This is a genomic window from Rhodococcus sp. 1168, from assembly GCF_002091955.1.
In the GTDB taxonomy this organism is placed as follows: domain Bacteria; phylum Actinomycetota; class Actinomycetes; order Mycobacteriales; family Mycobacteriaceae; genus Rhodococcoides.
Genome location: NZ_MKKY01000091.1, coordinates 68,305 through 93,188 on the forward strand (window position 1 = coordinate 68,305; position 24,884 = coordinate 93,188).

Below are 24,884 nucleotides of genomic sequence, written 5' to 3' on the forward strand. Positions count from 1 at the left end.
GGTCAGCGCACCAGTCTTCACAACGTCGAGAGGGCCGTCGTCTTCTGAGGCCGACAACGGACCGGGTCGTTGAGGAGTCAGTCCCGCAGAGGCCGGCCGTGCTGATCTCGCACGCTTCCGGTGAGCATCATGATCCCGTCGATCAGCGGCCAGATCCCGCCGATTCCGCAGGTCAACCACGTGACTGCGATCTGCGCGACCGCCATGCCCGGCTGATTGAGGTAGAAGCGTCCGGCGCCGAAAGCACCAAGAAGGATTCCGAGCAAACCCGCCGTCAGTTTGGACCTGTCCGAGAACGGCTCCCCGGTGACAGGATGCCTACCGTACGGCGCCATGGGATCGACTCCGTACGGTGCTCCCGGATAGCCCCCGTATGCAGGTTGCGACTGGTATCCGGGCGGTGGATATCCCGGTTGCGGTTGGTATCCGGCAGGTGGTGGAAATCCCCCAGGTGGCGGGCCCGAAGGTGGTGGACCGTAACCGCCACCCTGGTACTGGCCGTAAGACTGATCGTTGGGGTTCGGCTGCGGGTAGCCAGGATCGGGCGCCCCGTACACCGGGCCGGCTTGGCCGTAAGAAGATGCACTGAAGTTTTGATCGGGCGAGGTGTCGCCGTACGACGGTGCCGTAGTCGGCTTGTCGAAGCTGACGCCGGAATCCGGCCCATTGTCGGAGGGGGAGGCGGAGTCGGGGGCGGTGGGAGGTGGGTAGCTCGGAGACTCGCCCCACCCGGGACCATTGCCGATACCCGAGTGCACGGCCCATCCAGGGCCCGATCCCGATCCCGATCCGACTGCGCCGGTGACCGGTCCGGTCTCCGACGTTCCCGGCTGCTCGGACAACGACGCTTCGGCCGTCGCGTCGTAGTCGAACGGCGTGCCGAAATCGGGGGGCGTCTCGATTCGTTCCGTGTCGATTCGTTCCGACTCGATTCGTTCCGTCTCATTGTTGGATCCTTTGTCGGAGGATCCACCCTCGGGCTTGTTGTCGGGCTCGCTCACCGGCTACTCCTTGCTCGAAAAAGATGGCAGCCCGCACAGCCTGCCACGTCCATACCGTAAGGTCCTTCGGCTGTCGGCGCCCGCCGAACAGCTTTGGTTCGCCGGCCTCACTTGCCGGGGGAATCCTTCTCATGACCGGACCTCGGGGCAGGGTCCTTTTCGGACTCTTCAAGCTCCATCGCCTCGGACTCGTTCGACTCTGTCTTTTCCGACTCGGTCTTTTCCGTTTGAGCAGAGGCGCTCGTGTGGTCCTTGGACTCGAGGCTTGCCGGATCTTCGCGGCCCTTCTTCGCCAGTACGAAGTAGAGGACCGCCAGAACGAACACGATGGCCGAGGTGAAGGTATTGACTCGAATTCCCGCGATGTGGGTGGCGTAGTCGTCGCGAAGTAGTTCGACCCAGAACCTGCCAGCGCAGTATCCGGCGACGTACAGAGCAAACAAGCGCCCGTGGCCGATAGCGTATCGACGGTCGACGATCACCAACAGCACAACGATGGCGAGGCTCCACAGGAGTTCGTACAGGAACGTCGGGTGAACGACTTTTTCGATCACACCGTTCGATACCCCTGTCAGAGGATCGAGGCGGCCGGCTGAGTCGACGCGTTCGAAGATCTCGAGGCCCCAGGCTCGCGTGGTCTCTCGTCCGTACAGTTCCTGGTTGAAGTAGTTACCGATACGGCCGATCGCCTGGGCGAGCAGGATCGGTGGTCCGACTGCATCGCCGAACGCAGGCAACGGGATTCCGCGACGACGACAGGCGATCCAGGCGCCGACCCCTCCGAGAAGAACTGCACCCCAGATTCCGAGTCCGCCTTCCCACACCTTGAGCGCGCGAACCGGATCACCGCCCGGCCCGAAGTAGGTACTCCAATCAGTGATGACGTGGTAAATCCGGCCACCGAGCAGGCCGAACGGCACCGCCCAGACTGCAACGTCGAGCACGGTGCCCTTGGTGCCGCCCCTGGCCACCCACCGGCGATCACCCCAGACGACGGCGACCACGATCCCGACGATGATGAAGAGCGCGTATGCACGCAGCGCTATCGGCCCGATGTACCAAACACCTTGCGGCGGACTGGGAATGTACGCCAGAACTGCAACCGAGGATCCTACGACAGAAGTCACAGGGCTACGTTAGCCGAACGGACGCCCTCGGCGAGTTCACTGGTCAGAGCCGCGACGGCATCCAGGCCCTTGTCCACTGCGGACACCAGCGCCGAACCGACGATGACTGCATCGGCGTACCGTGCGATCTCGGCGGCCTGCGCACCCGATCGCACACCGAGACCGACTCCCACCGGGATGTCGGAATGCTTGCGGATCCGGGCGGTCAGTTCAGGTGCGGACGAGCTGACAACATCACGAGCCCCGGTGACACCCATGGTCGACGCGGCGTAGACGAATCCACGGCTGGCCTTCACCGTGCTGGCCAATCGCTCTTCGGTCGAGGACGGTGCAACGAGAAAGATGCGATCGAGATCGTGTGCATCCGAAGCGGCGATCCACTCGTCGGCTTCGTCAGGGATCAGATCGGGAGTGATGATGCCGAGTCCACCTGCACTTGCGAGATCCCGGGCGAACGCGTCGATGCCGTAGCGCATCACAAGATTCCAGTAGGTCATCACGATGGCTTTACCGCCACTCGCGGAGACTCTTTCGACGACCGTGAACACATCACGCACCCGGGCACCAGCACGGAGTGCGGTATCTGCCGCCGCCTGGATAGTGGGCCCGTCCATGACGGGGTCGGAGTACGGAATGCCGACCTCGACGATGTCACAGCCTGAAGACACCATGGTCTCGAAGACTTCGATCGACTTCTCCACCGTCGGGAATCCCGCCGGGAGGTAGCCGATCAGTGCGGCCCGATTCTCGTCTTTGCACGCTCTGAACGTGGCGCCGAGCTTGGAAGGTCGTTCGGTCATGCGGGGTCACCCTTTTCGCCGTCTACGTGCGCTTCACCGTCTGCGTCCACCAGACCGAACCATTCGGCCGCGGTATCTACGTCTTTGTCGCCGCGCCCGGAGAGATTGACCAGCACGATCTTGTCCTTGCCGAGTTCTCGTCCCAGCTTCAGCGCGCCCGCGATCGCATGCGCGGACTCGATCGCTGGAATGATGCCCTCGGTCCTGCACAGCAGCCGGAAAGCATCCATCGCCTCGGTATCGGTGATACCCCGATACTCGGCACGTCCGATGTCGTGCAGGTAGGAGTGTTCCGGACCGACGCCCGGGTAGTCCAATCCCGCTGAAATCGAATGCGATTCGGTCGTCTGGCCGTCTTCGTCCTGCAGAAGGTAGGAATACGTCCCGTGCAGGGTGCCTGGGGAGCCGCCACTGATGGTGGCCGCGTGCCTACCGGTGTCGACGCCGTCTCCGGCAGCTTCGAATCCGACGAGCCGAACAGACGGGTCGTCGATGAACGCATGAAAGATGCCGATAGCGTTCGAACCGCCGCCGACACAGGCTGCAATGGCGTCGGGAAGGCGTCCGGTCGACGCTTGAACCTGCTGGCGCGCTTCGAGTCCGATGATCCGCTGGAAATCGCGGACCATGGTTGGAAACGGGTGCGGGCCGGCCACGGTTCCGAAGCAGTAATACGTATCGTCCGCATGCGCGACCCAGTCGCGCAGGGCCTCGTTGATCGCATCCTTCAATGTCCGCGACCCTGAGGTGACAGCCACCACGGAAGATCCGAGCAACCGCATTCGTGCAACGTTGAGAGCTTGACGTTCGGTGTCGACCTCACCCATGTACACGACGCAGTCCAGGCCCAGCAGTGCACATGCCGTGGCCGTCGCGACACCGTGTTGCCCTGCTCCGGTTTCCGCGATGACCCTCGTTTTGCCCATTCGCTTGGCGAGCAGCACCTGGCCGAGGACATTGTTGATCTTGTGAGAACCAGTGTGGTTCAGGTCTTCTCGCTTGAGCAGAATCCTTGCGCCGCCGGCATGCTCGGACAACCGAGTAGCCTCGAACACCGGGGAGGGTCGCCCAGTGTAATCGCGCTGGAGTCGATCCAGCTCTGCTAGGAATTCCTCGTCACTGCGCACCTTGTCGTATTCGACAGTGACTTCTTCGATTACGCCCATGAGGGCCTCTGGAACGTACCGCCCACCGTATACACCGAAGTGCCCGCCGATATCGGGGTCGTGTTTGCTGCGGTCGGTCAACCCGAGGCTGCTCTCGGGTAGATCGCCGCCCTTGAAACGGGGGCTCTGAAGGTGGCTGGTCACCCGTCCAGTCTGCCCCAGCGACCGCTACGACCGAAATTCGGGGTTTTATTACCTGCCATACACGACGAACCGGCGCAAACAAGCGCCGGTAGGTCGTGAATCAGCGCGCAGGCTTAGGGCAGGACGGATGCGTTCCTGCGGTCACCAGATCGGATACGGCAGTACGCGGATCACCACTGGTGACGAGTCCCTCGCCCACGAGCACAGCGTCGGCACCCGCCCCTGCGTAGGCGAGAAGATCTGCCGTTCCACGAACGCCGGACTCGGCGACTCGAATGATTTCGCTGGGCAGACCGGGAGCGATTCGGCCGAAGCTGTCTCGGTCGATCTCGAGGGTCTTGAGGTTGCGGGCGTTGATTCCGATGATTGTGGCGCCCGCCTCGAGAGCCCGATCGGCTTCGGCTTCGGTGTGTACCTCGACCAGTGCTGTCATACCGAGCGACTCGGTCCGATCGAGCAGCGATGCGAGAGCCTGCTGCTCCAGCGCTGCGACGATCAACAAAATGACGTCTGCTCCATGTGCACGCGCCTCGTGAATTTGATACGGCCCCACGATGAAGTCCTTGCGCAGCACCGGAATGCTCACTGCTCTGCGCACGGCGTCGAGGTCGGCAAGCGAACCGTTGAACCTGCGTTCCTCGGTGAGGACGCTGATGATTCTTGCCCCGCCCAGCTCGTATGCCTGGGCCAACACGGCCGGGTCCCCTATGTCGGCCAATGCACCCTTCGACGGGCTCGCACGCTTGACCTCGGCGATAACGCCGATTCCGTCCTCGTGCAGTGCCGCGGTCGCATCGAGCGGTGCAGGCGCTTTCAGAGCGGCAGCCTTCACAGCAGCGAAATCGACGACCGATTCACGTGCTGCGACATCGGCGCGAACACCGTCCAGAATCGAATCGAGAACAGTCATGGTGACCCGAGTCCTTTCCATCGGTGACCTGATGTGAGGAAACTCATCGAGGTCGTCACCAGCGTAGTGGGCGGTTTCTGTGTCACTGATTCCGGGTGCCGGACTCGTCGGTAGGGTCCTCGCCCGCGTCGAGTGCGTCCCACAGCATTCGTTCGGTCAAGTCTTCTCCCTCCCCTTTTGCCCCGGTGCCGTCCGCCGCCGACTTGGCCCGACGAGCGACTTCCTCGCGGCGACTGGCTGGGGCGTCGTACTTCGAGGACAATACCTTCCGCGTGGTCGGTTTCCGAAACAGCGCAACGGCCGCGAACAAGGCGCTCACTGCGCCGATCAACGCAAGGACAGCGGGCAAGGCGAACGCAACCGTCGAGGTCACCTCCGCACGTGCCGGGAGTTCGGCAATGCTGGCCGCCTTGGTATTCGAAACTTCGCCGAACAGAGATTCCAGTGCAGGCAGGCCCGCGCCGACGGCAACGAGCAGAACGAAAATTGCGAGGACTCTCGATGCAATCCCCTTGACCGCGAAGGAAGCTGCGACGGCCGCCAGAAGCGCGAGTGCAAGCGGTGTGGATGCCGCAGCCCACGCGCTACCGAGAAGATCCGTCGATCGTTCCTCCCCCAGTCCATCGAACGAAGTGACGTGCACCCAAGTCATCCTCGAGCTTCCCCAGAGGCAGGCTGCACCGATTAGTAGGAGAACAACGGCCACCGCGCCCGAGCGGGACCGACCTCCCTTCGCCGACGGCGCGTCCGAATCAATGGGATTCACACTCGACGGGTCCGATTTCGCCTTGCCTGGTGTCGACTCCGCGCTCACCGGTCTGTACCTCCGACCGGGCGGAGCGACTGCGCGGCCGCAACGGCACCGAGTACCGCCATCGCCTTGTTCTTGGCCTCGGTGTCCTCGTACTCGGCGACCGAATCTGCCACGACACCAGCACCCGCCTGCACGTACGCCGTCCCATCCTTGATGAGCGCGGTGCGAATTGCGATAGCAGTGTCGGCATCACCAGAGAAGTCGAGATACCCCACGATGCCCCCGTAGACGCCCCGTCTGGTCGGCTCCAATTCGTCGATCAATTCCATGGCCCGAACTTTGGGAGCACCCGACAGCGTGCCCGCCGGGAAGCATGCCTTGACCGCGTCCAGTGCTTGCTTACCATCCGCGAGGCGACCTGCAACGGTCGATACGAGGTGCATGACGTGGCTGTAGCGCTCGATATGTCGATACTCGCTGACCCGCACAGTGCCCGGCGTGCAGACTCGGCCGAGGTCGTTTCGTCCCAGATCGACGAGCATCAGGTGCTCGGCGTTCTCCTTCTCGTCCGCCAGCAGATCCTTCTCGAGCAGAACGTCCTCCTCCTCGGAGTCGCCGCGCCACCTGGTACCCGCGATCGGATGTGTCGTCGCCAAACCGTCTACGACGGTCACCAGTGCCTCCGGGCTCGAACCCACGATCGAGAACGCAGTTTCACCGTCGGCACCGGGTACGTGCATCAAATACATGTAAGGACTCGGGTTCGAGGCGCGCAACATGCGATAGACGTCGATGGGAGCCGCGTCGGTATCCATTTCGAAACGTTGTGACAACACCACCTGAAAGGCTTCGCCGGCCTCGATCTCCTCGACGAGCCTATGCACATCTTTGCCGAAGCCCTCGGACGTGCGCTGCCGCCGATACTCGGGTTTCGGGCGTGCCATGGTCGACACCGTGGACGAGGCGGGCGCTGCCAGATCCGCACACATCCGGTCCAGCCGGGCGATCGCGTCGTCGTACGCTTCGTCGACGCGGTCGACGGTGCCGTCCCAGTTGACCGCGTTGGCGATGAGCGTGATCGCACCTTCGTGGTGATCGACCGCGGCGATATCGGTCGCCAGCAACATGACCATCTCGGGTACGTGCAGATCGTCCTGGGCATACTCGGGGAGTCGTTCGATCCGGCGGACCGCGTCGTACCCGAGGTACCCCACCATGCCACCGGTAAGCGGCGGCAGGTCCGGCAAGCGTTCGGAACGGAGCAGTTCGAGCGTCCTGCCCAGGACCTCCAAAGGGTCACCACCCGACGGGATGCCGGCGGGGACGTTGCCACGCCACACTGCTTCCCCGTCTTCGACGGTCAACGCCGCAGGCGTGCCTGCACCGATGAACGACCAGCGCGACCACGAACGACCGTTCTCCGCCGACTCCAACAGAAACGTGCCCGGACGATCACCGCCGAGCTTGCGGTAGGCCGACAGAGGTGTTTCGGAATCGGCGAGAACCTTACGCACTACCGGAACGACGCGATGTTCGGCGGCAAGTGCTCGGAATTCCGCTCGACTGGTCGTCGCCCCCCTGTCGACGCCGTCGTGAGCACCGGGCAGTGTCGTGGTCTCGCCATGCATGCCCCCATCTTCTCAGGTGCTGCACACGACTCTCGCCGCACGGTAGCCTCCGCGCATGAAACCAGGTGACAAAGTCCTCGGCTTCACCCTTCCGGACCAGAGCGGCACGCCCCGTTCGCTCGATACCCTGCTGCAGGACGGTCCACTGGTGCTGTTCTTCTACCCAGGCGCAATGACTCCCGGATGCACGGCGGAGGCATGCCATTTCCGCGATCTCGCAGCCGAATTTGCCGAGGTCGGTGCTTCACGAGCCGGAATCAGCGACGACACCGTCGCCAAGCAGGCAGAATTCGCCGATGTGAAATCTTTCGACTACCCACTTCTTTCCGACGAAGACGGTTCCATCACAACACAATTCGGTGTCAAGCGCGGACTTCTCGGCAAGCTGTCCCCAGTCAAGCGGTCCACTTTCATCATCGACACCGACCGCAACCTGCTCGAGGTCTTTTCGAGCGAATTTCGGTTCGGAGCGCATGCCGACCATGCCCTCGAGTTCCTACGGGCCAGATCGAAGAAGTAGGCCTGAGGCATCGAAGAAGTAGGCCTGAGGCATCGAAGAACCGTGGCGGAGACGTTCTATTCCTACGAAGAGTGACAGACTGACTCGACGAGTGCTCGTGTTCGAAGGAAGGGCTCCCCGCGATGGACAGGTCGATGAACGTGACGGCAGAAGGCGCCGAACCTCGTTGGCTCACCGACGATCAGCAAACTGCATGGCGATCGCTGGTAGCGCTCCTGACTCGGCTCCCTGCCGCCCTCGATACTCAGCTGCAGCGAGATTCGGGGCTCACTCACTTCGACTACTTCGTATTGTCCGTACTCTCCGAACATCCGGATCGGCGCATTCAGCTACGCGATCTGGCCAAGTTCGCCAACGCTTCCCTGTCCCGCCTCTCGCACGTGGTCACCAAACTCGAGAAGGTGGGCTGGGTGCGTCGCGAGACCATCGCCGGCAGCAGAGGTTCGTACGCAGTGCTCACCGACAGCGGCATGGACAAGGTCGTCGAATCCGCGCCCGCTCACGTGGCCACAGTTCAAGCATTGCTGTTCGAAGGACTCGGCGACTCCGAAGTCGCCCGACTAGCCGCACTCAGCGACCTCATGCTCCGGCAACTCGACAAAGGCATTTCCGAAGGAACAGGCAAAGCCTGAGTAGCCGGCCCAGTAACACGTCAGCCCGGCAGCAGTCAGCTCAGTAACACGTCCGAGTCGAAGCACGTGTGATCGCCGGTATGGCAGGCGGCACCCTCCTGATCGACCACCAACAGGACGGTATCGCCGTCGCAATCGAGACGCACCTCGTGCACGTACTGCGTATGTCCCGACGTCTCCCCCTTGACCCAGTACTGCTCACGTGAGCGGGAGTAGTACGTACCTTTGCGGGTCTCGAGGGTGCGTGCGAGCGCCTCGTCGTCCATCCACGCCACCATGAGCACACTGCCCGTGCTGCGTTCCTGGGCGACCGCGCTGAACAGGCCCGCCTCGTTTCGCTTGAGACGGGCTGCGATTGCCGGGTCGAGAGTCATCTTTCGTTATACCTTTCAGCGAACAACGATGCCGTCGCCGCGCATTGCGGCTTTGACCTGACCGATCGTCAGATCACCGAAGTGAAAAACGCTGGCTGCGAGAACCGCGTCTGCACCTGCCGTGACCGCCGGTGAAAAGTGCTCCACCGCGCCTGCTCCCCCACTCGCAATGACCGGGACGTGTACGGCTGCGCGAACAGCAGCAATCATCGGCAGGTCGAAGCCGGCCTTCGTGCCGTCGGCATCCATCGAATTGAGCAGAATCTCACCGACTCCGAGTTCCGCACCGCGCGTTGCCCATTCGATCGCATCGATCCCGGTCCCACGCTTTCCACCATGCGTGGTGACCTCCCAGCCCGACGCTGTCGCCGGTTGTCCGTCGGGAACGGTTCGGGCATCCACCGAGAGCACGATGCACTGCGATCCGAATCGCTCGCTCAACTCGCGTAGCAATTCCGGACGCGCAATAGCTGCGGTGTTGACACTGACCTTGTCTGCTCCCGCGCGCAGCAAACGATCCACGTCGTCCACGGTCCGCACACCGCCACCGACGGTGAGCGGGATGAACACCTGCTCGGCTGTTCGACTGACGACGTCGAGCATCGTTCCTCGATCCGACGTGGATGCCGTCACGTCCAAGAATGTGAGTTCGTCGGCTCCCTGGGCGTCGTATGCGGCGGCGAGCGCCACCGGATCACCGGCATCACGGAGATTCTCGAAGTTCACACCTTTGACGACGCGTCCGGCGTCGACGTCCAGACACGGAATCACACGCACGGCCACGGTCATCGAACACGCCCTTCGAGAAAGTCAGCTGGATCTCCCAATGCACTGATCACGTTCAACAGTTCTTCGTGCGCACCCGGCGACGCCGCTACGACCGACTTCGACTCGATGGTCCACGGTTCGCCGGCCAGGTCGGTAACCACGCCCCCGGCTGCCTCGACGAGCAGCGCGCCTGCAGCGTTGTCCCAAGCCTGATGGCCGAACACGACGCACCCGCCGAGCACCCCACTGGCGGTGTACGCCAAGTCGATTCCGGTGGCTCCGTGCATTCGGATGCGAGAGGACACCCGGGAGAGCTCTTCGAGAATCCGGACCCGGTACAGCCCGGGCGTCCGTCCCCGGCTCGCGATGTTGAACGCGCCGAAGCCGATCATCGAGTCCCTGAGCGATCGCTCCTCGAGACGCGGTACAGCAACGCCGTTGAGATGGATCGGCCCACCTACGGTAGCGGTGAAACGCTGCTGAATCAGCGGCAACCACGTCAGGCCGAGCACCGGCACACCGTCGTCGAGAAGTGCCAACAACGTTCCGGCAGAGGGCAGTCCGGCCGAGTAGTTGAACGTGCCGTCGATCGGATCGAGGACCCAGACCGGGCCTTCGTTCAGGTCTGGACCACCGAACTCTTCGCCGTGAACCGGAATCCCGGTCTGCTCGAACAGCTCTGCACTCAGCCGTCGTTCCAACTCGAGATCGACGGCCGTGGCAAAATCATCGGGCCCCTTCTGGATGGCGCTGGGGGCACCGACACCGGCGACGAACCGATCGTGTGTGCCGTCGAGCAATCCGCTTGCGATGCTCAGCAGTCGCTGCGGGTCCAGAGGGAGGCTCATCCTGCTATCCGGATACTGCCGCGAGGGCGTCCGGCAGTGTGAAACGTCCTGCGTACAAAGCTTTTCCGACAATCGAGCCCTCGACACCGACGCCGAACAAGCCCGCGATAGCGCGAAGATCATCGATGGTCGACACGCCACCAGAGGCAATGACGGGTGCGTCGGTCTTCGCGCACACCTGGCTCAAGAGTTCGAGGTTCGGGCCGGTCAACGTTCCGTCTTTGGTCACATCGGTAACGACGTACCGCGAACATCCGTCGCGCTCGAGCCGCTCGAGAACCTCCCACAGGTCACCGCCGTCACTGACCCAACCACGGCCGCGCAACCGGTTCGCGCCGTCGACGATGAGCACATCGAGACCGACCGCAACACGATCGCCGAACTCGCCGATGGCACGCGAGCACCACTCAGGATCCTCGAGTGCCGCAGTGCCGAGGTTCACCCGTGCGCAACCAGTGGCGAGGGCAGCTCGCAATGACTCGTCGTCGCGGATACCTCCGGACAATTCCACCTTGACGTCCAGCTCACCGACGACGTCCGCGAGCAATTCGCGGTTGGAACCACGACCGAAGGCTGCATCGAGATCGACGAGATGCACCCATTCGGCACCGTCCCTCTGCCACGCAAGGGCGGCATCCCGCGGGGATCCATACTTCGTTTCACTCCCCGCCTCTCCCTGAACGAGACGGACAGCTTCGCCGCCTGCGACATCTACAGCAGGCAATAGGACCAGGCTCACGTGCGGTTATACTACCGGTCCGTCTGCCTCACCCGAACGTCGGGGCGGACCAGCCCCCGTCGTGCTGGGGACCCTCATTCGTCGGGGCCGAGCCCGCGCCGCGTCATCCGTGTCGAGACGACGCCCATCGCCGTGATGGCTGCCGTGATGCCGATCGCCACGATGAGCAGACCCCATCCCGGGCCCGGGCGAAGCAGCGCAATGACCACTGTAGTGATCACCAACATCAGTGTGGCACTGCCGAGAGACGCGATCGCGAGACGCCCGAACGAGAATTCGCGATCGCGCTTTCTCATAGCGAATCGACCCAGTTCTTCAACAGGGCAGCCCCTGCGTCCCCGGACTTCTCAGGATGGAACTGAGTGGCCGACAACGGCCCGTTCTCGACCGCGGCGAGAAAGTCGCCACCATGGTCGGCCCAGGTCAGCATCGGTGCTGCCAAGACCTCCGACGGCTCGAGCTCCCACCGCTGCGCCGCGTACGAGTGAACGAAGTAGAAGCGAGTCTCGGCATCGATACCGTCGAACAAAACACTCTTCTCGGGAGCGCGGACGGTATTCCAGCCCATGTGAGGTAAAACCGGCGCCGCAAGCCGGTCGACGGTGCCAGGCCACTCACCACAGCCTGCCGCCTCGATCCCGAATTCGACACCCCGTTCGAACATGATCTGCATTCCGACGCAGATACCGAGTACCGGGCGCCCACCGGCCAACCGTTGACCGATGATTCGATCACCCTTGACCGCCAGCAGACCTTCCATGCACGCAGCGAACGCACCCACCCCGGGAACGACGAGGCCATCGCACGCAAGCGCAGCCTTCGGGTCTGCAGTAACGGTGACGTCCGCACCGACTCGATCCAGCGCGCGTTTCGCGGAGTGCAGATTGCCCGAGCCGTAGTCGAGCAACACCACAGATTTCATGCCGCGAGTCTATCGGTCGCTCGTCGAGCCGATATCGCCACCGCTACCGCCATGATCGCAGCCACGGTTGCGGCCATCCCGAACCCGGCGGTGTACCCGGCCGTTCCGACGATGAGCCCCAGAGCCATTGCACCGGCGCCGGTGCCGGCATCGAAACCGATGTTCCAGGCGGCGCTGGCTTGGCTGTACCGCTCCGGCCCGGCCGCGCTGAACACCATCACCAAACTGTCGTTCTGGGTGGCTCCGTATCCGACACCGAATACGACGGCGGCGATGAGAAACACCGCACCGGGAGTACTGCCCGACACCGCGAAGGCGAAGACCGCCACGCCCACCGCAACTCCCACCAAAGCGGGTGCAAGCGACCGGCCGATTCCGATCCGATCGGCGATCCAACCTGCCCCGTAACGACCGACGAGCATCGCCCCGCTGACAACCGAAAGCGCGATACCGATCAACGAAGCGCGCTCGGATTCTGCGATCGGCAACAGAGTCGTCAGTCCCCCGAACGACGCCGACGCCGCTGCGATGGCGAGGCACGGGATAACGAACTGCACTCTGCTGGTTCGAATTTCGGCATGAGGCTTTCTCGACCGAGGCACCGGACGAATTCGAGGTAGAAATGCGATCCCGATCAACCCCAGCATCGGGACCAGCGCCCCGAGGACGTACACGAGCGTCGGGGCAACGGAGAAGACAGCAAGACCTACGGGGAGGGTCACCATCTGCGAGAACGCGATAGCGATTCCTTGGGCTCCTGTTGCTCGACCCAACTGCGCCGCCGGAGCAAGCTCGGCGACCAAGGCCGCACCCGCCACCGTGAGCATGCCGAAGCCGACACCGCGCACGGCAGAAATAGCCAACGCGGGTCCCGCAGCGACGGACACGGCGAACACGATCGCAGGCAAACCCAACAATGCGCAACCGGCAGCGAGGACGAGTCGATGGCCGAAGCGTCGCAGAAGGCGAGGAACCAACAGTTGCGTAGCGACGGTGGTGGCCATGAAAATTGCAGTGCTTGCGCCTGCCAACGCGTCCGACCCGCCGTTTTCGGAAATCGCCAGTGGAACCACGGGCAGAAGAAGACCGAATCCGCCGAACGCCGCAGCGCCCATGACCATCGCTGCGGGAAGCCCGCGGATGGCGAACAACGAACTCAAACCGACATCACAAAGTGCCCTTGGTGGATGGAATTCCAGTCATCCTCGGGTCATACTCGACTGCTTCACGCAACGCGCGGGCCACCGCCTTGAACTCGGCCTCGGTGATGTGATGCTGATCGCGCCCGTACAACACACGCACGTGCAGCGCGATGCGGGCGTTCATCGCCAACGACTCGAAGACGTGACGATTGATCACCGTCGCGTAGGGAACTCCGGGATAGCCGCCGATGATCGAATGGACCATGTAGTCGGGCTCTCCGGTGTGCACGCAATACGGCCGGCCGGAAACATCCACGGACGCATGTGCGAGGGTCTCATCCATCGGAATGAACGCATCACCGAATCTGGTGATCCCCGCTTTGTCACCCAACGCCTGACCGAGTGCCTGGCCGAGCACGATCGCGGTGTCCTCGACGGTGTGATGGGCTTCGATCTCGATGTCACCTTTGGCGTGCACCGTGAGGTCGAACCGGGCGTGTGTGCCGAGGGCAGTGAGCATGTGGTCGAAGAACGGCACCCCAGTGGAGATGTCGACGACACCGGTGCCGTCGAGATTCAGCTCGACCGAAATATCGGACTCTTTCGTCGCGCGTTCGATACGCGCGATCCTGGGCGCCGTGGTCATCTGATGGACTCCACTTCTTGTTCGGTCTGCAGTTCGGTGCGTGCGAGTCTCGCACTCACCTCGAGGAATCGATCGTTTTCGGCGTCGAGGCCGATCGTGGTGCGCAGATACCCGGCGATGCCGACGTCCCTGATCAGCACCCCGTCGTCGAGATAGCGCTGCCACGTCGCCGCTGAGTCGGCAAACCGGCCGAAGAGAACGAAATTGGCGTCACTGGGAATGACGTCGTATCCCATGTCGGTCAGCGAGGCCATGACCCGATCGCGTTCGGCCGACAGGCGCGCAACACTTCCGAGAGTTTCCGCTGCATGCCGAAGAGCAGCCAACGCCGCGGCCTGGGTGATGACAGAAAGGTGATAAGGCAAGCGCACCAACAACATTGCCTCCACCACGGCCGGCGCTGCAGCAAGATAGCCGAGTCTGCCACCAGCAAAAGCGAAGGCCTTGCTCATGGTCCGACTGACCACGAGCTTGCTCGGATAGTCCCCGATCAGACCCAGCGCACTTGGCAATGCCGAGAACTCCGCATACGCCTCGTCGACGATGACGATGCCGTTCGCAGCGTCCAGTATCCGTCGTAGATCCGCTTCGCCGATGCTGTGCCCGGTCGGATTGTTGGGGCTCGTCACGAAGACGACATCGGGCTTACGGTCGCCGATCACACTGACCGCGTAGTCGATATCGAGCGAGAAGTCCTCTCGCCGATTCGCCTCGACCCAATCGGTCTGAGTTCCGGACGCGAGGATCGGGTGCATCGAATACGACGGCACGAAGCCGAGCGATGTTCGCCCCGGCCCGCCGAATGCCTGCAGAAGCTGTTGAAGGATCTCGTTGGACCCGTTCGCAGCCCAGACATTGGTAGTGTCCACCGCAATCCCGGTTTGCGAGGTCAGGTACTCGGCCAGTGCCGTACGCAGGGCGACGGCGTCGCGATCCGGGTACCGGTGCAGCTGAGCAGCCGCAGCACGGACCGACTCGGCTACATCGTCCACCAGGGCCTGGGTAGGCGGATACGGATTCTCGTTGGTATTGAGCTGCACCGGTACGTTCAGCTGCGGCGCGCCGTACGCCGACTGTCCGCGCAAGCTGGCCCGCAACGGCAGATCGTCGACGGTGATCGACTGCCCAGCGACAGCGCTCACGAGGACAACCCTTCGAAACGAAGCCGGACTGCCTCACCGTGCGCTGGGAGGTCCTCGGCATTGGCAAGCGCGATCACATGACCCGCCACATCCTTCAACGCCGCTTCCGAGTAGTCGACGACGTGGACTCCACGCAGGAACGTCTGAACACTGAGTCCGGACGAGTGACGGGCACAACCCGCCGTCGGGAGCACGTGATTCGAGCCCGCGCAGTAGTCACCCAGACTGACCGGAGACCAGGCACCGACGAATACAGCGCCCGCACTGCGCACCTTCGCAGCGACAGCAGCGGCATCGTTCGTCTGAATCTCCAGGTGCTCGGCCGCATACGCATTCACGACGGCAAGGCCTTGTTCGATGTCGTCGACGAGGATCGTTCCGGACTGCTGGCCGGACAGTGCTGTCGCCACGCGCTCGGCGTGCTTGGTGAACGCGAGCTGTGCCTCCAGAGCTGCATCGACGGCGTCGGCGAGCTCCGGACTCGTGGTGACGAGCACACTCGCCGCCATGACGTCGTGCTCGGCTTGGCTGATCATGTCGGCGGCGACGTGTTTCGGGTCAGCGGAATCGTCGGCCAGAATTGCGATTTCGGTGGGGCCGGCCTCGGCATCGATTCCGACGAGTCCCCGACACAGCCGCTTGGCTGCAGTGACGTAGATGTTGCCGGGTCCGGTGATCAAGTCCACCGGTGCCAGTTCCGTACCGTCGGTGTCTGTGCCGCCATAGGTGAGCAACGCGATACCTTGCCCGCCGCCGACTGCCCATACTTCCTCGACGCCGAGCAGTTGCGCGGCGGCCAGAATGGTCGGGTGCGGCAATCCGCCGAACGCGGCCTGCGGTGGGGATGCCACGACCAAGGAACCGACGCCCGCGGTCTGAGCGGGAACGACGTTCATGACGACCGAGGAGGGATATACGGCGTTGCCGCCGGGAACATAGAGTCCGACGCGGTCGACCGGGATCCACCTCTCGGTGACCGTTCCACCGGGGACCACCGTGGTGGTGGTGTCAATGCGCCGTTGTTCGGCATGCACCAATCGTGTCCGTGCGATGGCGACTTCGAGTGCATCGCGCACTGCGGGGTCCAACTCGGCAAGAGCGTCGACGAGTGCCTGAGCAGGGACGCGAACCAGGTCCGGGCGGACTCCGTCGAACTGCTCGGAGTAGTCGAGTGCGGCGTCGGCGCCACGATCGCGAACTGCCTCCACGACAGGGCGCACCTGATGCAGAACAGCATCGACATCCACTCCACCTCGTGGGAGTGCGCCGCGTAGTTCGGCAGTGGATGGAGTTCGACCGCGCAGATCCACGCGAGCGAGCTCGATGCGGGCAGACATAATGTTTCCCTTCGAGGGTCGAAAGATTTCGGTTGCGAACCTCCAGGATAGTTCCCCCGGATTCGGCTACTACTTCACGTCCGGCGCTCGACTACTGCTTCGTGTCGAGCACGCTCGGGTAAGTCCGACCCTAGAGCGTGGAGAACCTGTGCCGCGAGTTGATTTCTGTCGAGCACCTCGATGACGGACGGCAGCATCGAGTAATAGAAGTCGTTCCTGCAGGTGCCGAGCTCAGATGCCGAGCGAATGCGCCAGCATCGGCCACGACGCGTGGAGGTCGTCCTGCCAGTAACCCCACGAGTGAGTTCCGACGGGACGGAAATTCACCTCGGCAGGGATTCCGAGTCGATACAGCTCCTTGGCCATGTTCGAGGTGCAGAAATTCACGACGGCCTCGATGCCGCCGCCGACCAGTAGCTGGTCCGGGAAAAGTTTGGCCTTGCCTTCCGCGAATCGAGGATTCAGCGGTGTGTCGTTGGGGATGCCGGGTAGCCCGGTGCCGGTGCTCATGTAGATCTCGGTGCCACGAAGCTTTTCAGCGTTGAGAAGTGGGTCGTTTTCAAGCCATACCGGCCCGTCGAGCGGTCCCCACATGTTCTCGACGTTTCCGCCGCCGTACAACTCGACAACCAACTTCACGAACTGTTGCCCGAGCGGATCCGAGGTCTGCGCGCATCCACTGTAGGCGGCCACGCCCTTGTAGAGACCCGGATAGGCAATGGCCAAGTTCAGAACCGAGGTGCCGGACATGGAGAGGGCCGCTATCGACTGGATTCTGTTGGTATCGAACTGTGCATCGATCAACGGTGGGAGTTCCTCACCGATGAAGGTCTGCCATTTGTTTCGACCGAGGACTGGATCATCGCTTACCCAGTCGGTGTAGTAAGACCATTTTCCGGACTGCGGCGTGACCACGAAAGCGTTCTTGTCGGCAAAGAATTCGGTCGAGTCCGTCTGGGACTGCCACGTTGCGGCGTCCTCGCCGCCTCCCGCGCCGTTCAACAGGTAGAGAACTGGCCGTGGAACAGAGCCATCTGCGGGGGTCATCACCTGGACTGGAATGTTTCTGTCCATGGCCGCCGAGTAGACCTGCAGCGTCGACCGGCGGTCATCGATGCGGGTGGACGATACGATGCGCGAACCATCGCCTGATGTCGCCGACGTCACGGGTAGATCCTCGGCGGACACGACGCTCACACCTACCGCGGACGGCGTCAGCACACACAACATCACCGCTGTGCATGTCACGATTGCGTTTTTGATCTTCACGCGTCCGCCCTCCGGCGATGCTTCGACGTTAGTTCGGCGAACAGTATCACTGCCCCCTACGAACGGGGCAGACAATCCCGACCTGCAACCAAACCCGCTGATGTGTCGAGTCCTGTCGCACATACTCCAGACAGGTGCTCATACCCGTATTCGGTTCACCCACGCGAGCCGCGAGGGATCGAGGAGGTTCAATGGACCGATGAACGCAGCGAAAAGCATCGATCAAAGCGAGAACGGCGAAGTGACGACCCACATCGAGGCTTTCGGAAAATGAGTCGCAGTTGCCCATGTCTGCGCGGTGAGCCCTTCGACCGCTGTTGCGAACCGTTTCTGACCGGAACGGCGACCGCACCGACGGCCGAGCACTTGATGCGATCACGCTACAGCGCATTCAGCGTCGGCGCCGCCGAGTACCTACTGGAAAGCTGGCACAGTTCGACGGCTCCGACCGAGTTGACGCTCGACCCCCAGCAACGCTGGTATCGATTGGACGTCCACCGCACCTCCGAAGGAGGGCTGATGGACCAGACAGGCGAGGTCGAATTCAGTGCGTTCTATCGCCATTCCGAGGGTAACGGGGTGCTCAGAGAATCTTCTCGATTCGTTCGCGAGGACGACCGATGGGTCTACCTCGACGGCGTCCTGGCGCAATAAACGCCTGTACTACCGCTGTTTCTGTGGCCGGTTGGTAGCGGCCCGTCGAGCCTCGTCCTTTGCCTTGACCCGCACGGCCTCCGCGCGGACACCATCCTGCGTACGACGCTCTCGAACCAGCCACTCGGGCTGCTCTTGAAGAAGCTGGCCGATCTCGGCTTCGGTCAGGGCGTCGGTGATCTCGGCTCGTGCAAGACCTGCAATCGACACCCCGAGCTTGCGCGCCATGACGTCCTTCGGGAAGGGGCCGTTCTCTTGGAGGTCGACAAGCCACTGCGGCGGTTCTTTGCGCAATGCGTCCAGTTCGGCGCGGGAAATGGACGCGGCCTGAAACTCTTCCGGCGCTGCGGGAAGATAGATGCCGAGCTTGTTTGCCGCGGTAAGGGGCTTCATCTGCTGTTGTTTATTCTCCGGGCTCACCCCGACAGCCTATCTGCCCGCAGCTGGACCGGACGCCACTGTCCAGGACAACGGTTTGAGTCGCCTACTGTTGAGATGTGAATTTCGACGTGCAGTCCCTCCGCTGGTACATCGCCGTCGCGGAAGAATTGCATTTCGCTCGCGCTGCCAAAACCTTGAACATCGCCCGGACACGATTGAGTGCCGCGGTCATCGAACTCGAAACCGTACTCGGCTACTCGTTGTTCGTCCCCGGCGCGTCGCCGACAGAGCTCACCGATCGTGGCGCCGACTTCCTCCAGACCGCACGCGTGATGGTCGCCGAGGAAGATGAATTGCTACGTGTCGATGCGTCGAACGAGCAGACCGCCACGCTTACCGTCGGTTTCACCGAGGGCGTGACGCCGGCAAAGTGGACCCGAATCTGGTCCGAGCGATTCCCCGACATCGCATTGGAACTGGTCCCCACCACAGCCGACACGCAGGAGTCTTCGCTTCGATCGGGCGCGGTCGATGTCGGCTTCGTTCGACTCCCGGTCGACCGGAACGATCTCAGCGTCATCGGCCTCTACGAGGAAGTGGCAGTGGTGGTCGTTCCCAAGGATCACCCAGTCGCCGCATTCGATCGCATCGCGGTGACAGACCTCGCCGACGAGCACCTGCTGCAGGAACCGTCTGCGGTTCCCGAATGGGCGTCGATCGCCACCGAAATCGCCGATGGCACGCGACTGGCACCGCCGCAGGTGAATTCACATGCCGAACTGGTCGAGTACGTTGCCGCGGGGCTGGGTATCGCCGTTCTCCCACAGTCGATCGCCCGCTTGCACAGCCGCAAGGACCTCGTGTATCGCCCGATCGACGGCGTAGCGGGCTCCCCCATCGCCATTGCATGGCTCGTCGACAAGACGACCGAAGAGGTCGAGGACTTCGTCGGAATCGTCCGCGGACGCTCCGTCCGGAGCTCGCGGGGAACTCCGACGCCACCCACCAGTGCAGCGAACCGCAACAACAGTGCGGCGAAGAAGAAGCAGCAACTGGCAGCGAAGGCGAGCCAGCCGGCCAAGGGCGCACGAGGAAGCAGGAAGAATTCTTCTTCTGGCAAGCGCCCGCGGCGACCCTGAAAATGGGCATTTCCATAACTTGCTGACCAGGGCACACCACGCGTTGACACGCTGCAGAGTGCTCGATCAGCACTCCCTCCCCCGGCCGGGTAGATATTTGCACCACCGCGGATGGCCAGCACCACTCGACGCTGCCCATCCGCGACTGGCTAAGAGCTACTGCGACTTCCACGCCGTCCCGAAGAGCACCATCGAGTTGGACGAGCCCACCACTCCATGCACGGTGGGATTCCAGACGACGAACTCAGCGAAGGAGCTGTAGACCAAGTAGGGCACGTCCTTGTTGACCTGCTGCTGGATCTGGTCGACCAGTTCAGCCTTCTCGTCCTTGTCGGAGGCCAACTGCAGTTCATCGATCAGCGAGTCCATTTCTGGGCTGGTGTACATGCCGTAGGCCTGCTTGCCCTCGCTGTGCATCGTCGCCTGCATCTTTGGAAAGGGGTCGGATTCGCGGTAGGACAGACCCCATGCCGCGAGGTCGTAGTTTCGCTCCTTGGCGATGGTGCGGACCTGGTCACCGATAGTCGGCATCAAGTCGACAGTGACGTCGAAGCCAACCGCTTCCAACTGCGCTTCGACGGCGAGCGCCGTCTGCTGTGAGGCTGGATCCGATGCGTCGATCACGTCGAGCTTGCCGTCGTAGCCGTCTGCCATCGCGGCCGCAAGCAACTGCTTGGCTTCTTCCGGGTCGACGGGCGTGGCCTGGGTCTGCGTGTGCCAGCGCGAATACTCCGGGAAAATCGCACCGTCGCCCAGGTCAGCGTTGCCGAATGCGCGCTGAGTGATGAGCTGCGGATCTATGGCCAGCTGCATTGCCTTACGCACGCGTAGGTCAGCGCCGGGACGGCCCTCCGTGGCATTGATGAGCGCGGCGTTCGCGGCGGCGGTCATGTTCACATATCCGCTCATCTCGCGGTCCACTACCTCATCGACCTCGTCGGGCTCGCGGACGAATGTCGAGTCGATGCCGCCGTTGTACATGGTTTCCAGTCCGACCTGTGTCCCAGGCAGGTACACGATGCGCAGCGCGTCCAAGTTCGGCTCGCCCGCCCAGTAGTCCTCTCGTGCCGACAGGGTCATGCTGTCAGCCTGAGCCCAGGCAGCAAGGGTGAAGGGCCCTGCCCCGATCGGCGTGAACTTTCCGTCGGGACCGTCGGACTCGGTAGAGACGATCATGCCCGGACCGGTTGTGAGCAGCCCGGGAAAGTCGGACCAAGACTTGTTGAGTGTGTAGGTGACGGTCCGATCGCCCGACGTTTCGATGCTCTCCACGCTGTCGTTCCATAGCGCCGCCTCCGGAGCCTGCTTGCCCGCATAACGTTCTTGGCTTGCTTTCACCGCTGCCGCATCCAACGGCATGTTGTTGGAGAAACTCACGCCGTCCCGCAACGTCAGGGTCCAGGTCCGGAAGTCGTCATCATGGTCGATGCTCTGCGCCATCTGCGGAACGAATTCGTTGGACTCGGTGTCGAATCGCAGCAGCGAATCGTAGATGTTCAGCATCTCTATGCCACCGGTGGTCACTGCGGCAATCGCCACTGCTGGGTCCAGCGCCGCCGGCTCAGAATAGGCCCCGAACGAAAGGGTGCCGCCAGAGACAGGATCACCACTGTCGGTGGCCCCCCTCATGCCCTCGCTCAGCACGTCGGTGGCGGCCCCGCTACCGGTGTCGGCCCCGCCTGCACAGCCGACTAGCAGCAGCGTGGCCGCGACGGGCACCGCGATCGACTTCCACAGCAATTCCTTGTTGCGATACATAGAGGACTTTCTTACTTTCTCGATGGTGATTTCCTCTCTGTGGGATCGCTCTGCTCGGCCCGGGTGGTGACCATTTCACCGGCACCGAAAGCCAAGTCCGATTCTCCCGATCAGCCCGTAAGACTCGGAACCGCACGGCTGTTGAGCAAGCGCTTGATCCGACGCTAACAGCAGTCGACGGAAAAGGACACGAACCAGGTGAAACCCGTCATAAAAGATCTACGCGTCGATGCACGCCACAGAGATTGTGCAACGTCGATTCGCCGGGAGGATTTGGACCACACCCCCATACGCGCAGCGCTGCAAGTTACGCCGCGCGGTCAGCGAATCGTCATCTGGCCGCCGTCGATGTTCCACGACTGCCCGGTAATCCACCGTCCCTTGTCGCTGGCGAGAAATGCCACGGCAAACGCAATTTCTTGCGGGGTGCCGGCTCGGCCCAGCGGCACTCGCTCTGCGATCAGCACGCCCCACTGGTCCGCCGTCAGATCGTCCAGACGTGAAGTGGACACGATTCCCGGGCACAGCGCGTTGACCCGGATCTGCTCGCTACCCAATTCCTTGGCCATCGACGAGGTCAGTGACTGCACCGCAGCCTTCGAGGCGGAGTACGCCGCCGCGTTGGCACCGCTGATCTTTCCTGCAATGGAGGAGATGTTGACGATGGTGCCGCCGCGACCCTGCGCAACGAACTGGCGAGCGAATGCCCTGCTCATCAAGAAGGTCCCGCGTACGTTCACGCGCATCACGAAGTCCCAGACGTCCGCCGCCAGGTCCGTGACCGGGACGCGGTCCCCAGCGCGAGCGGCCGCGGCGTTGTTCACGAGTATGTCGGCTCCACCGAACTCCGCGACCACCTTGTCCAACAACTGGTCCACTGCGGCCTCGTCGGAGACGTCCAGTACCGCGGTGAGCGCGCGGACCCCGAGGCCCCGCGCCTCCTCGGCCACCGACTCGATGTCCCGCCATCCACTGGCCCGTTCCTCGTCGGTGTACCGGTCGGGAGTGCGCCCCGTGCCCGTGAGCACCAGATCGCAGCCCTCGCGCGCGAGCTCCATCGCGATGGAGCGGCCGATGGATCGTCTGCGGCCTGCGCCCGAAATCACCGCCACCTTGCCAACGAGCCCGCTCGCCTGCGCGCCGCCCGTCACAGCCGCTCGATAATCGCGGCGCTGGCCATGGCTCCACCCGCGCAGACGGCGATCAACCCGAATTGCTGATCGCGAAGCTCGAGCTCGTCGATGATCGCCGCCATCAGCCTGATGCCGGTCGAGCCCACCGGATGGCCCAGCGCGATCGCGCCGCCGTTGACATTCAGTTTGTCCGGATCCACCGCGTGCATCTGCGCCATCGACATGGGCACCGAGGCGAAGGCCTCGTTGACCTCGACCAGATCCATGTCGGACATACTCATCCGGGCCCGATCGAGCACCCGCTGGGCAGCTTGCACAGGCCCGTCCAGTAGGAACTCGGGCTCGGCACCGATCAGGCATTGGCTCACCATGCGGGCGCGCGGACGCAGTCCGAGGTCCCGGGCGCGGGACTCGTCCATCAGTATCGCCGCGGTTGCACCATCCGAGATCTGCGAGGCCGTGCCTGCAGTGTGCAGCCCACCGTCGATCACCGGACGCAACGCGGACAGTGCGTCCATGGAGGTTTCCCGCAGGCCCTGGTCGCGATCGATGACAGCGGAACCGTCGGGCCCGGGCACTGTGATCGGAACGATCTGACGATGAAAGCGCTTCTCGCTCCACGCCGCAGCAGCACGCTGCTGCGAACGCAGCCCGAACGAGTCCAGATCCTCACGGGTGAAGGACCGACGGCGCGCGATCCTGTCGGCACCGACGAACTGATTCGGTAGGTCCAGCGTCCAATCGGCCGGCTTCGGCCCGCCGAGACCCTCGGGAATGTTCGACAGCAGCGGCACCCGCGACATCATCTCGACCCCGCACGCCATCCCCACGTCTATCGCTCCCAGCGCGATTTGACCGGCGATCAGGTGCGCGGCCTGTTGGCCTGAGCCGCACTGGGAATCGATGGTGGTAGCGCCCGTCTGCTCGGAAAGCCCGGCATTGAGCCAGGCCGTGCGGGTCACATTGGAGGCCTGCTCGCCAGCTTGGGTGACGCAGCCACCGATAGCCTGCTCTACCATCTCGGATTCGACACCGACGCGCTCGAGCGCCGCGCGTTGAACCTGGCCGAGCAATTGTGCCGCGTGCAATCCGGCCAGCCAGCCGCCGCGTTTTCCGCTGGGCGATCGGGCGGCATCGACAATAACGGGGGTGCCCATCAGGCCTCCTAACAGTGATGAAAGCAGGGGCGCTTGCATCACTGGCGACTGTAAGCACAGCGCTGGGCGCGTCACCGTCTCGATCTCGATGGGCGGGACACCGAACTCCCGCGGCGCTAGGTGCTTCGTCCGAGTTACTCGTCTTGCACGAGGCAGAAGCCGCTGAAAAACAGCGTCGTCATCAGCTCAGAGAACTCTGCCAGCGTGTATTGCTTTCGGTCCGGCCAATGCGTCGTCGACCACAGGGTGTCTCGCACGGTCCGGTAAACGATTTCCGGCGCGATATCGACCCGAAACACGCCCTCCTCCGTGCCCCGCTTGATCGCCTCGAGCCAGTGCTCGCGGATCCCGCGTGACGCGCGGTCGACCGGTTCGAGTAGCTCGTGTTCACGAAGATAATTGCGATCGTTCTGGTAGATCGCGGTCGCATACGGATGCCGCTCGATCACCGTGAGCGTCTCACGGATCAGCCCCCGAATGATCTCGACGGGACTCGATGCCGTTGCCTCGATCAGCTTGAACCTTGCCGCAATATCGCCCATCAAATCGGCAAGTATCTCGGCCACGATCGCGTTCTTGGACTTGAAGTAGTGGTACAGGCTCCCAGAGAAGACTCCGGCCGCCTCGCCGATGTCGCGCACCGTGGTCCCCGCGACGCCCTTCCTGGCAAACAACTCCGCCGAGCTATCAAGGATCTGCGCCCTGCGGTCCGGGGTCGTCGTCGTCAAGTCATCACTTCTTGTCTGTTGTCGGAAACGATCACGCCGATGCCTAGGCGTCATAGATTCTTGGT

General features: G+C 63.0%; 27 protein-coding genes. 4 read left to right on the top strand and 23 right to left on the bottom strand.

Annotation, left to right across the window (positions count from 1 at the left end):
• Positions 1-77 precede the first annotated feature (77 nt).
• From BJI47_RS21085 to BJI47_RS21115, 7 genes are all read right to left on the bottom strand, one after another.
• On the bottom strand, positions 78-932 hold the full coding sequence (locus tag BJI47_RS21085; protein ID WP_088945870.1) for a TM2 domain-containing protein: 855 nt from the start codon (positions 930-932) through the stop codon (positions 78-80).
• A 176-nt stretch (positions 933-1,108) separates the two neighbouring features.
• Positions 1,109-2,128 carry a prolipoprotein diacylglyceryl transferase gene (gene lgt, locus BJI47_RS21090; RefSeq protein WP_254900727.1) on the bottom strand — a complete coding sequence of 340 codons (1,020 nt, stop codon included), beginning with the start codon at positions 2,126-2,128 and terminating at the stop codon, positions 1,109-1,111.
• Positions 2,125-2,928, bottom strand: a complete 804-nt coding sequence (gene trpA, locus BJI47_RS21095) for a tryptophan synthase subunit alpha (protein ID WP_088945563.1) — start codon at positions 2,926-2,928, stop codon at positions 2,125-2,127. Before trpA ends, lgt begins: the two co-directional genes overlap by 4 nt.
• Positions 2,925-4,238, bottom strand: coding sequence for a tryptophan synthase subunit beta (gene trpB, locus BJI47_RS21100; protein WP_088945564.1), 1,314 nt, complete (start codon positions 4,236-4,238; stop codon positions 2,925-2,927). The genes trpA and trpB overlap by 4 nt, the downstream gene beginning before the upstream one ends.
• 100 nt (positions 4,239-4,338) lie before the next feature.
• Positions 4,339-5,148 carry an indole-3-glycerol phosphate synthase TrpC gene (gene trpC / locus BJI47_RS21105; protein ID WP_088945871.1) on the bottom strand — a complete coding sequence of 270 codons (810 nt, stop codon included), beginning with the start codon at positions 5,146-5,148 and terminating at the stop codon, positions 4,339-4,341.
• Positions 5,149-5,230: 82 nt separating this feature from the next.
• Positions 5,231-5,854, bottom strand: coding sequence for a TIGR02234 family membrane protein (locus BJI47_RS21110; RefSeq protein ID WP_254900762.1), 624 nt, complete (start codon positions 5,852-5,854; stop codon positions 5,231-5,233).
• Positions 5,855-5,958: 104 nt separating this feature from the next.
• Positions 5,959-7,530: an anthranilate synthase component I gene (locus BJI47_RS21115; RefSeq protein WP_088945565.1), complete on the bottom strand. Its 1,572-nt coding sequence runs from the start codon at positions 7,528-7,530 to the stop codon at positions 5,959-5,961.
• Positions 7,531-7,585: 55 nt separating this feature from the next.
• On the opposite strand from BJI47_RS21115, the gene BJI47_RS21120 reads away from it, so the two are divergent.
• Positions 7,586-8,050, top strand: coding sequence for a peroxiredoxin (locus tag BJI47_RS21120; protein ID WP_088945566.1), 465 nt, complete (start codon positions 7,586-7,588; stop codon positions 8,048-8,050).
• Between the two features lie 134 nt (positions 8,051-8,184).
• The gene (locus tag BJI47_RS21125) at positions 8,185-8,682 is read left to right on the top strand and encodes a MarR family winged helix-turn-helix transcriptional regulator (RefSeq protein ID WP_088945873.1); all 498 of its coding nucleotides are present in this window, start codon (positions 8,185-8,187) and stop codon (positions 8,680-8,682) included.
• Between the two features lie 35 nt (positions 8,683-8,717).
• On the opposite strand, the gene hisI is transcribed toward BJI47_RS21125, so the two are convergent.
• From hisI to BJI47_RS21180, 11 genes are all read right to left on the bottom strand, one after another.
• Entirely contained in the window at positions 8,718-9,056 is a 339-nt protein-coding gene (gene hisI, locus BJI47_RS21130) for a phosphoribosyl-AMP cyclohydrolase (protein WP_084346556.1), read from the bottom strand.
• Positions 9,057-9,071: 15 nt separating this feature from the next.
• Positions 9,072-9,845: an imidazole glycerol phosphate synthase subunit HisF gene (gene hisF / locus BJI47_RS21135; RefSeq protein ID WP_088945567.1), complete on the bottom strand. Its 774-nt coding sequence runs from the start codon at positions 9,843-9,845 to the stop codon at positions 9,072-9,074.
• Positions 9,842-10,672 carry an inositol monophosphatase family protein gene (locus BJI47_RS21140; protein ID WP_088945568.1) on the bottom strand — a complete coding sequence of 277 codons (831 nt, stop codon included), beginning with the start codon at positions 10,670-10,672 and terminating at the stop codon, positions 9,842-9,844. The genes hisF and BJI47_RS21140 overlap by 4 nt, the downstream gene beginning before the upstream one ends.
• Before the next feature lie 4 nt (positions 10,673-10,676).
• Complete coding sequence (gene priA / locus BJI47_RS21145) at positions 10,677-11,411, bottom strand: bifunctional 1-(5-phosphoribosyl)-5-((5-phosphoribosylamino)methylideneamino)imidazole-4-carboxamide isomerase/phosphoribosylanthranilate isomerase PriA (RefSeq protein WP_088945569.1); 735 nt, start codon at positions 11,409-11,411, stop codon at positions 10,677-10,679.
• A 74-nt stretch (positions 11,412-11,485) separates the two neighbouring features.
• On the bottom strand, positions 11,486-11,707 hold the full coding sequence (locus BJI47_RS21150) for a hypothetical protein (RefSeq protein ID WP_084346560.1): 222 nt from the start codon (positions 11,705-11,707) through the stop codon (positions 11,486-11,488).
• Positions 11,704-12,333, bottom strand: a complete 630-nt coding sequence (hisH, locus tag BJI47_RS21155; RefSeq protein ID WP_084346561.1) for an imidazole glycerol phosphate synthase subunit HisH — start codon at positions 12,331-12,333, stop codon at positions 11,704-11,706. The genes BJI47_RS21150 and hisH overlap by 4 nt, the downstream gene beginning before the upstream one ends.
• A complete protein-coding gene (locus BJI47_RS21160) occupies positions 12,330-13,454 on the bottom strand; it encodes an MFS transporter (protein ID WP_088945570.1) in 1,125 nt (374 codons plus the stop codon). The genes hisH and BJI47_RS21160 overlap by 4 nt, the downstream gene beginning before the upstream one ends.
• Before the next feature lie 46 nt (positions 13,455-13,500).
• On the bottom strand, positions 13,501-14,121 hold the full coding sequence (gene hisB, locus BJI47_RS21165; protein WP_084346562.1) for an imidazoleglycerol-phosphate dehydratase HisB: 621 nt from the start codon (positions 14,119-14,121) through the stop codon (positions 13,501-13,503).
• Positions 14,118-15,263 carry a histidinol-phosphate transaminase gene (locus BJI47_RS21170; protein WP_088945571.1) on the bottom strand — a complete coding sequence of 382 codons (1,146 nt, stop codon included), beginning with the start codon at positions 15,261-15,263 and terminating at the stop codon, positions 14,118-14,120. The genes hisB and BJI47_RS21170 overlap by 4 nt, the downstream gene beginning before the upstream one ends.
• Positions 15,260-16,600: a histidinol dehydrogenase gene (gene hisD, locus BJI47_RS21175; protein WP_088945572.1), complete on the bottom strand. Its 1,341-nt coding sequence runs from the start codon at positions 16,598-16,600 to the stop codon at positions 15,260-15,262. The genes BJI47_RS21170 and hisD overlap by 4 nt, the downstream gene beginning before the upstream one ends.
• Before the next feature lie 231 nt (positions 16,601-16,831).
• The gene (locus tag BJI47_RS21180; RefSeq protein ID WP_088945874.1) at positions 16,832-17,830 is read right to left on the bottom strand and encodes an alpha/beta hydrolase family protein; all 999 of its coding nucleotides are present in this window, start codon (positions 17,828-17,830) and stop codon (positions 16,832-16,834) included.
• A 309-nt stretch (positions 17,831-18,139) separates the two neighbouring features.
• Here BJI47_RS21180 and BJI47_RS21185 point away from each other — a divergent pair, with 309 nt between their 5' ends.
• On the top strand, positions 18,140-18,523 hold the full coding sequence (locus tag BJI47_RS21185; RefSeq protein ID WP_088945573.1) for a YchJ family protein: 384 nt from the start codon (positions 18,140-18,142) through the stop codon (positions 18,521-18,523).
• Positions 18,524-18,532: 9 nt separating this feature from the next.
• Here the strand turns inward: BJI47_RS21185 and BJI47_RS21190 are convergent, their stop codons facing one another.
• The gene (locus tag BJI47_RS21190) at positions 18,533-18,943 is read right to left on the bottom strand and encodes a DUF5997 family protein (protein WP_088945574.1); all 411 of its coding nucleotides are present in this window, start codon (positions 18,941-18,943) and stop codon (positions 18,533-18,535) included.
• 77 nt (positions 18,944-19,020) lie between these two features.
• On the opposite strand from BJI47_RS21190, the gene BJI47_RS21195 reads away from it, so the two are divergent.
• Positions 19,021-20,043, top strand: coding sequence for a LysR family transcriptional regulator (locus tag BJI47_RS21195; RefSeq protein ID WP_088945575.1), 1,023 nt, complete (start codon positions 19,021-19,023; stop codon positions 20,041-20,043).
• A gap of 156 nt (positions 20,044-20,199) precedes the next feature.
• On the opposite strand, the gene BJI47_RS21200 is transcribed toward BJI47_RS21195, so the two are convergent.
• From BJI47_RS21200 to BJI47_RS21215, 4 genes are all read right to left on the bottom strand, one after another.
• Positions 20,200-21,801 (bottom strand): ABC transporter substrate-binding protein, encoded by a 1,602-nt coding sequence (locus BJI47_RS21200; RefSeq protein WP_088945576.1) that lies wholly within the window; start codon positions 21,799-21,801, stop codon positions 20,200-20,202.
• Between the two features lie 320 nt (positions 21,802-22,121).
• Positions 22,122-22,952, bottom strand: a complete 831-nt coding sequence (locus BJI47_RS21205) for an SDR family NAD(P)-dependent oxidoreductase (RefSeq protein ID WP_088945577.1) — start codon at positions 22,950-22,952, stop codon at positions 22,122-22,124.
• A complete protein-coding gene (locus BJI47_RS21210) occupies positions 22,949-24,091 on the bottom strand; it encodes a steroid 3-ketoacyl-CoA thiolase (protein WP_088945578.1) in 1,143 nt (380 codons plus the stop codon). The genes BJI47_RS21205 and BJI47_RS21210 overlap by 4 nt, the downstream gene beginning before the upstream one ends.
• A gap of 134 nt (positions 24,092-24,225) precedes the next feature.
• A complete protein-coding gene (locus BJI47_RS21215; RefSeq protein WP_254900728.1) occupies positions 24,226-24,819 on the bottom strand; it encodes a TetR/AcrR family transcriptional regulator in 594 nt (197 codons plus the stop codon).
• Between the last annotated feature and the right edge of the window lie 65 nt (positions 24,820-24,884).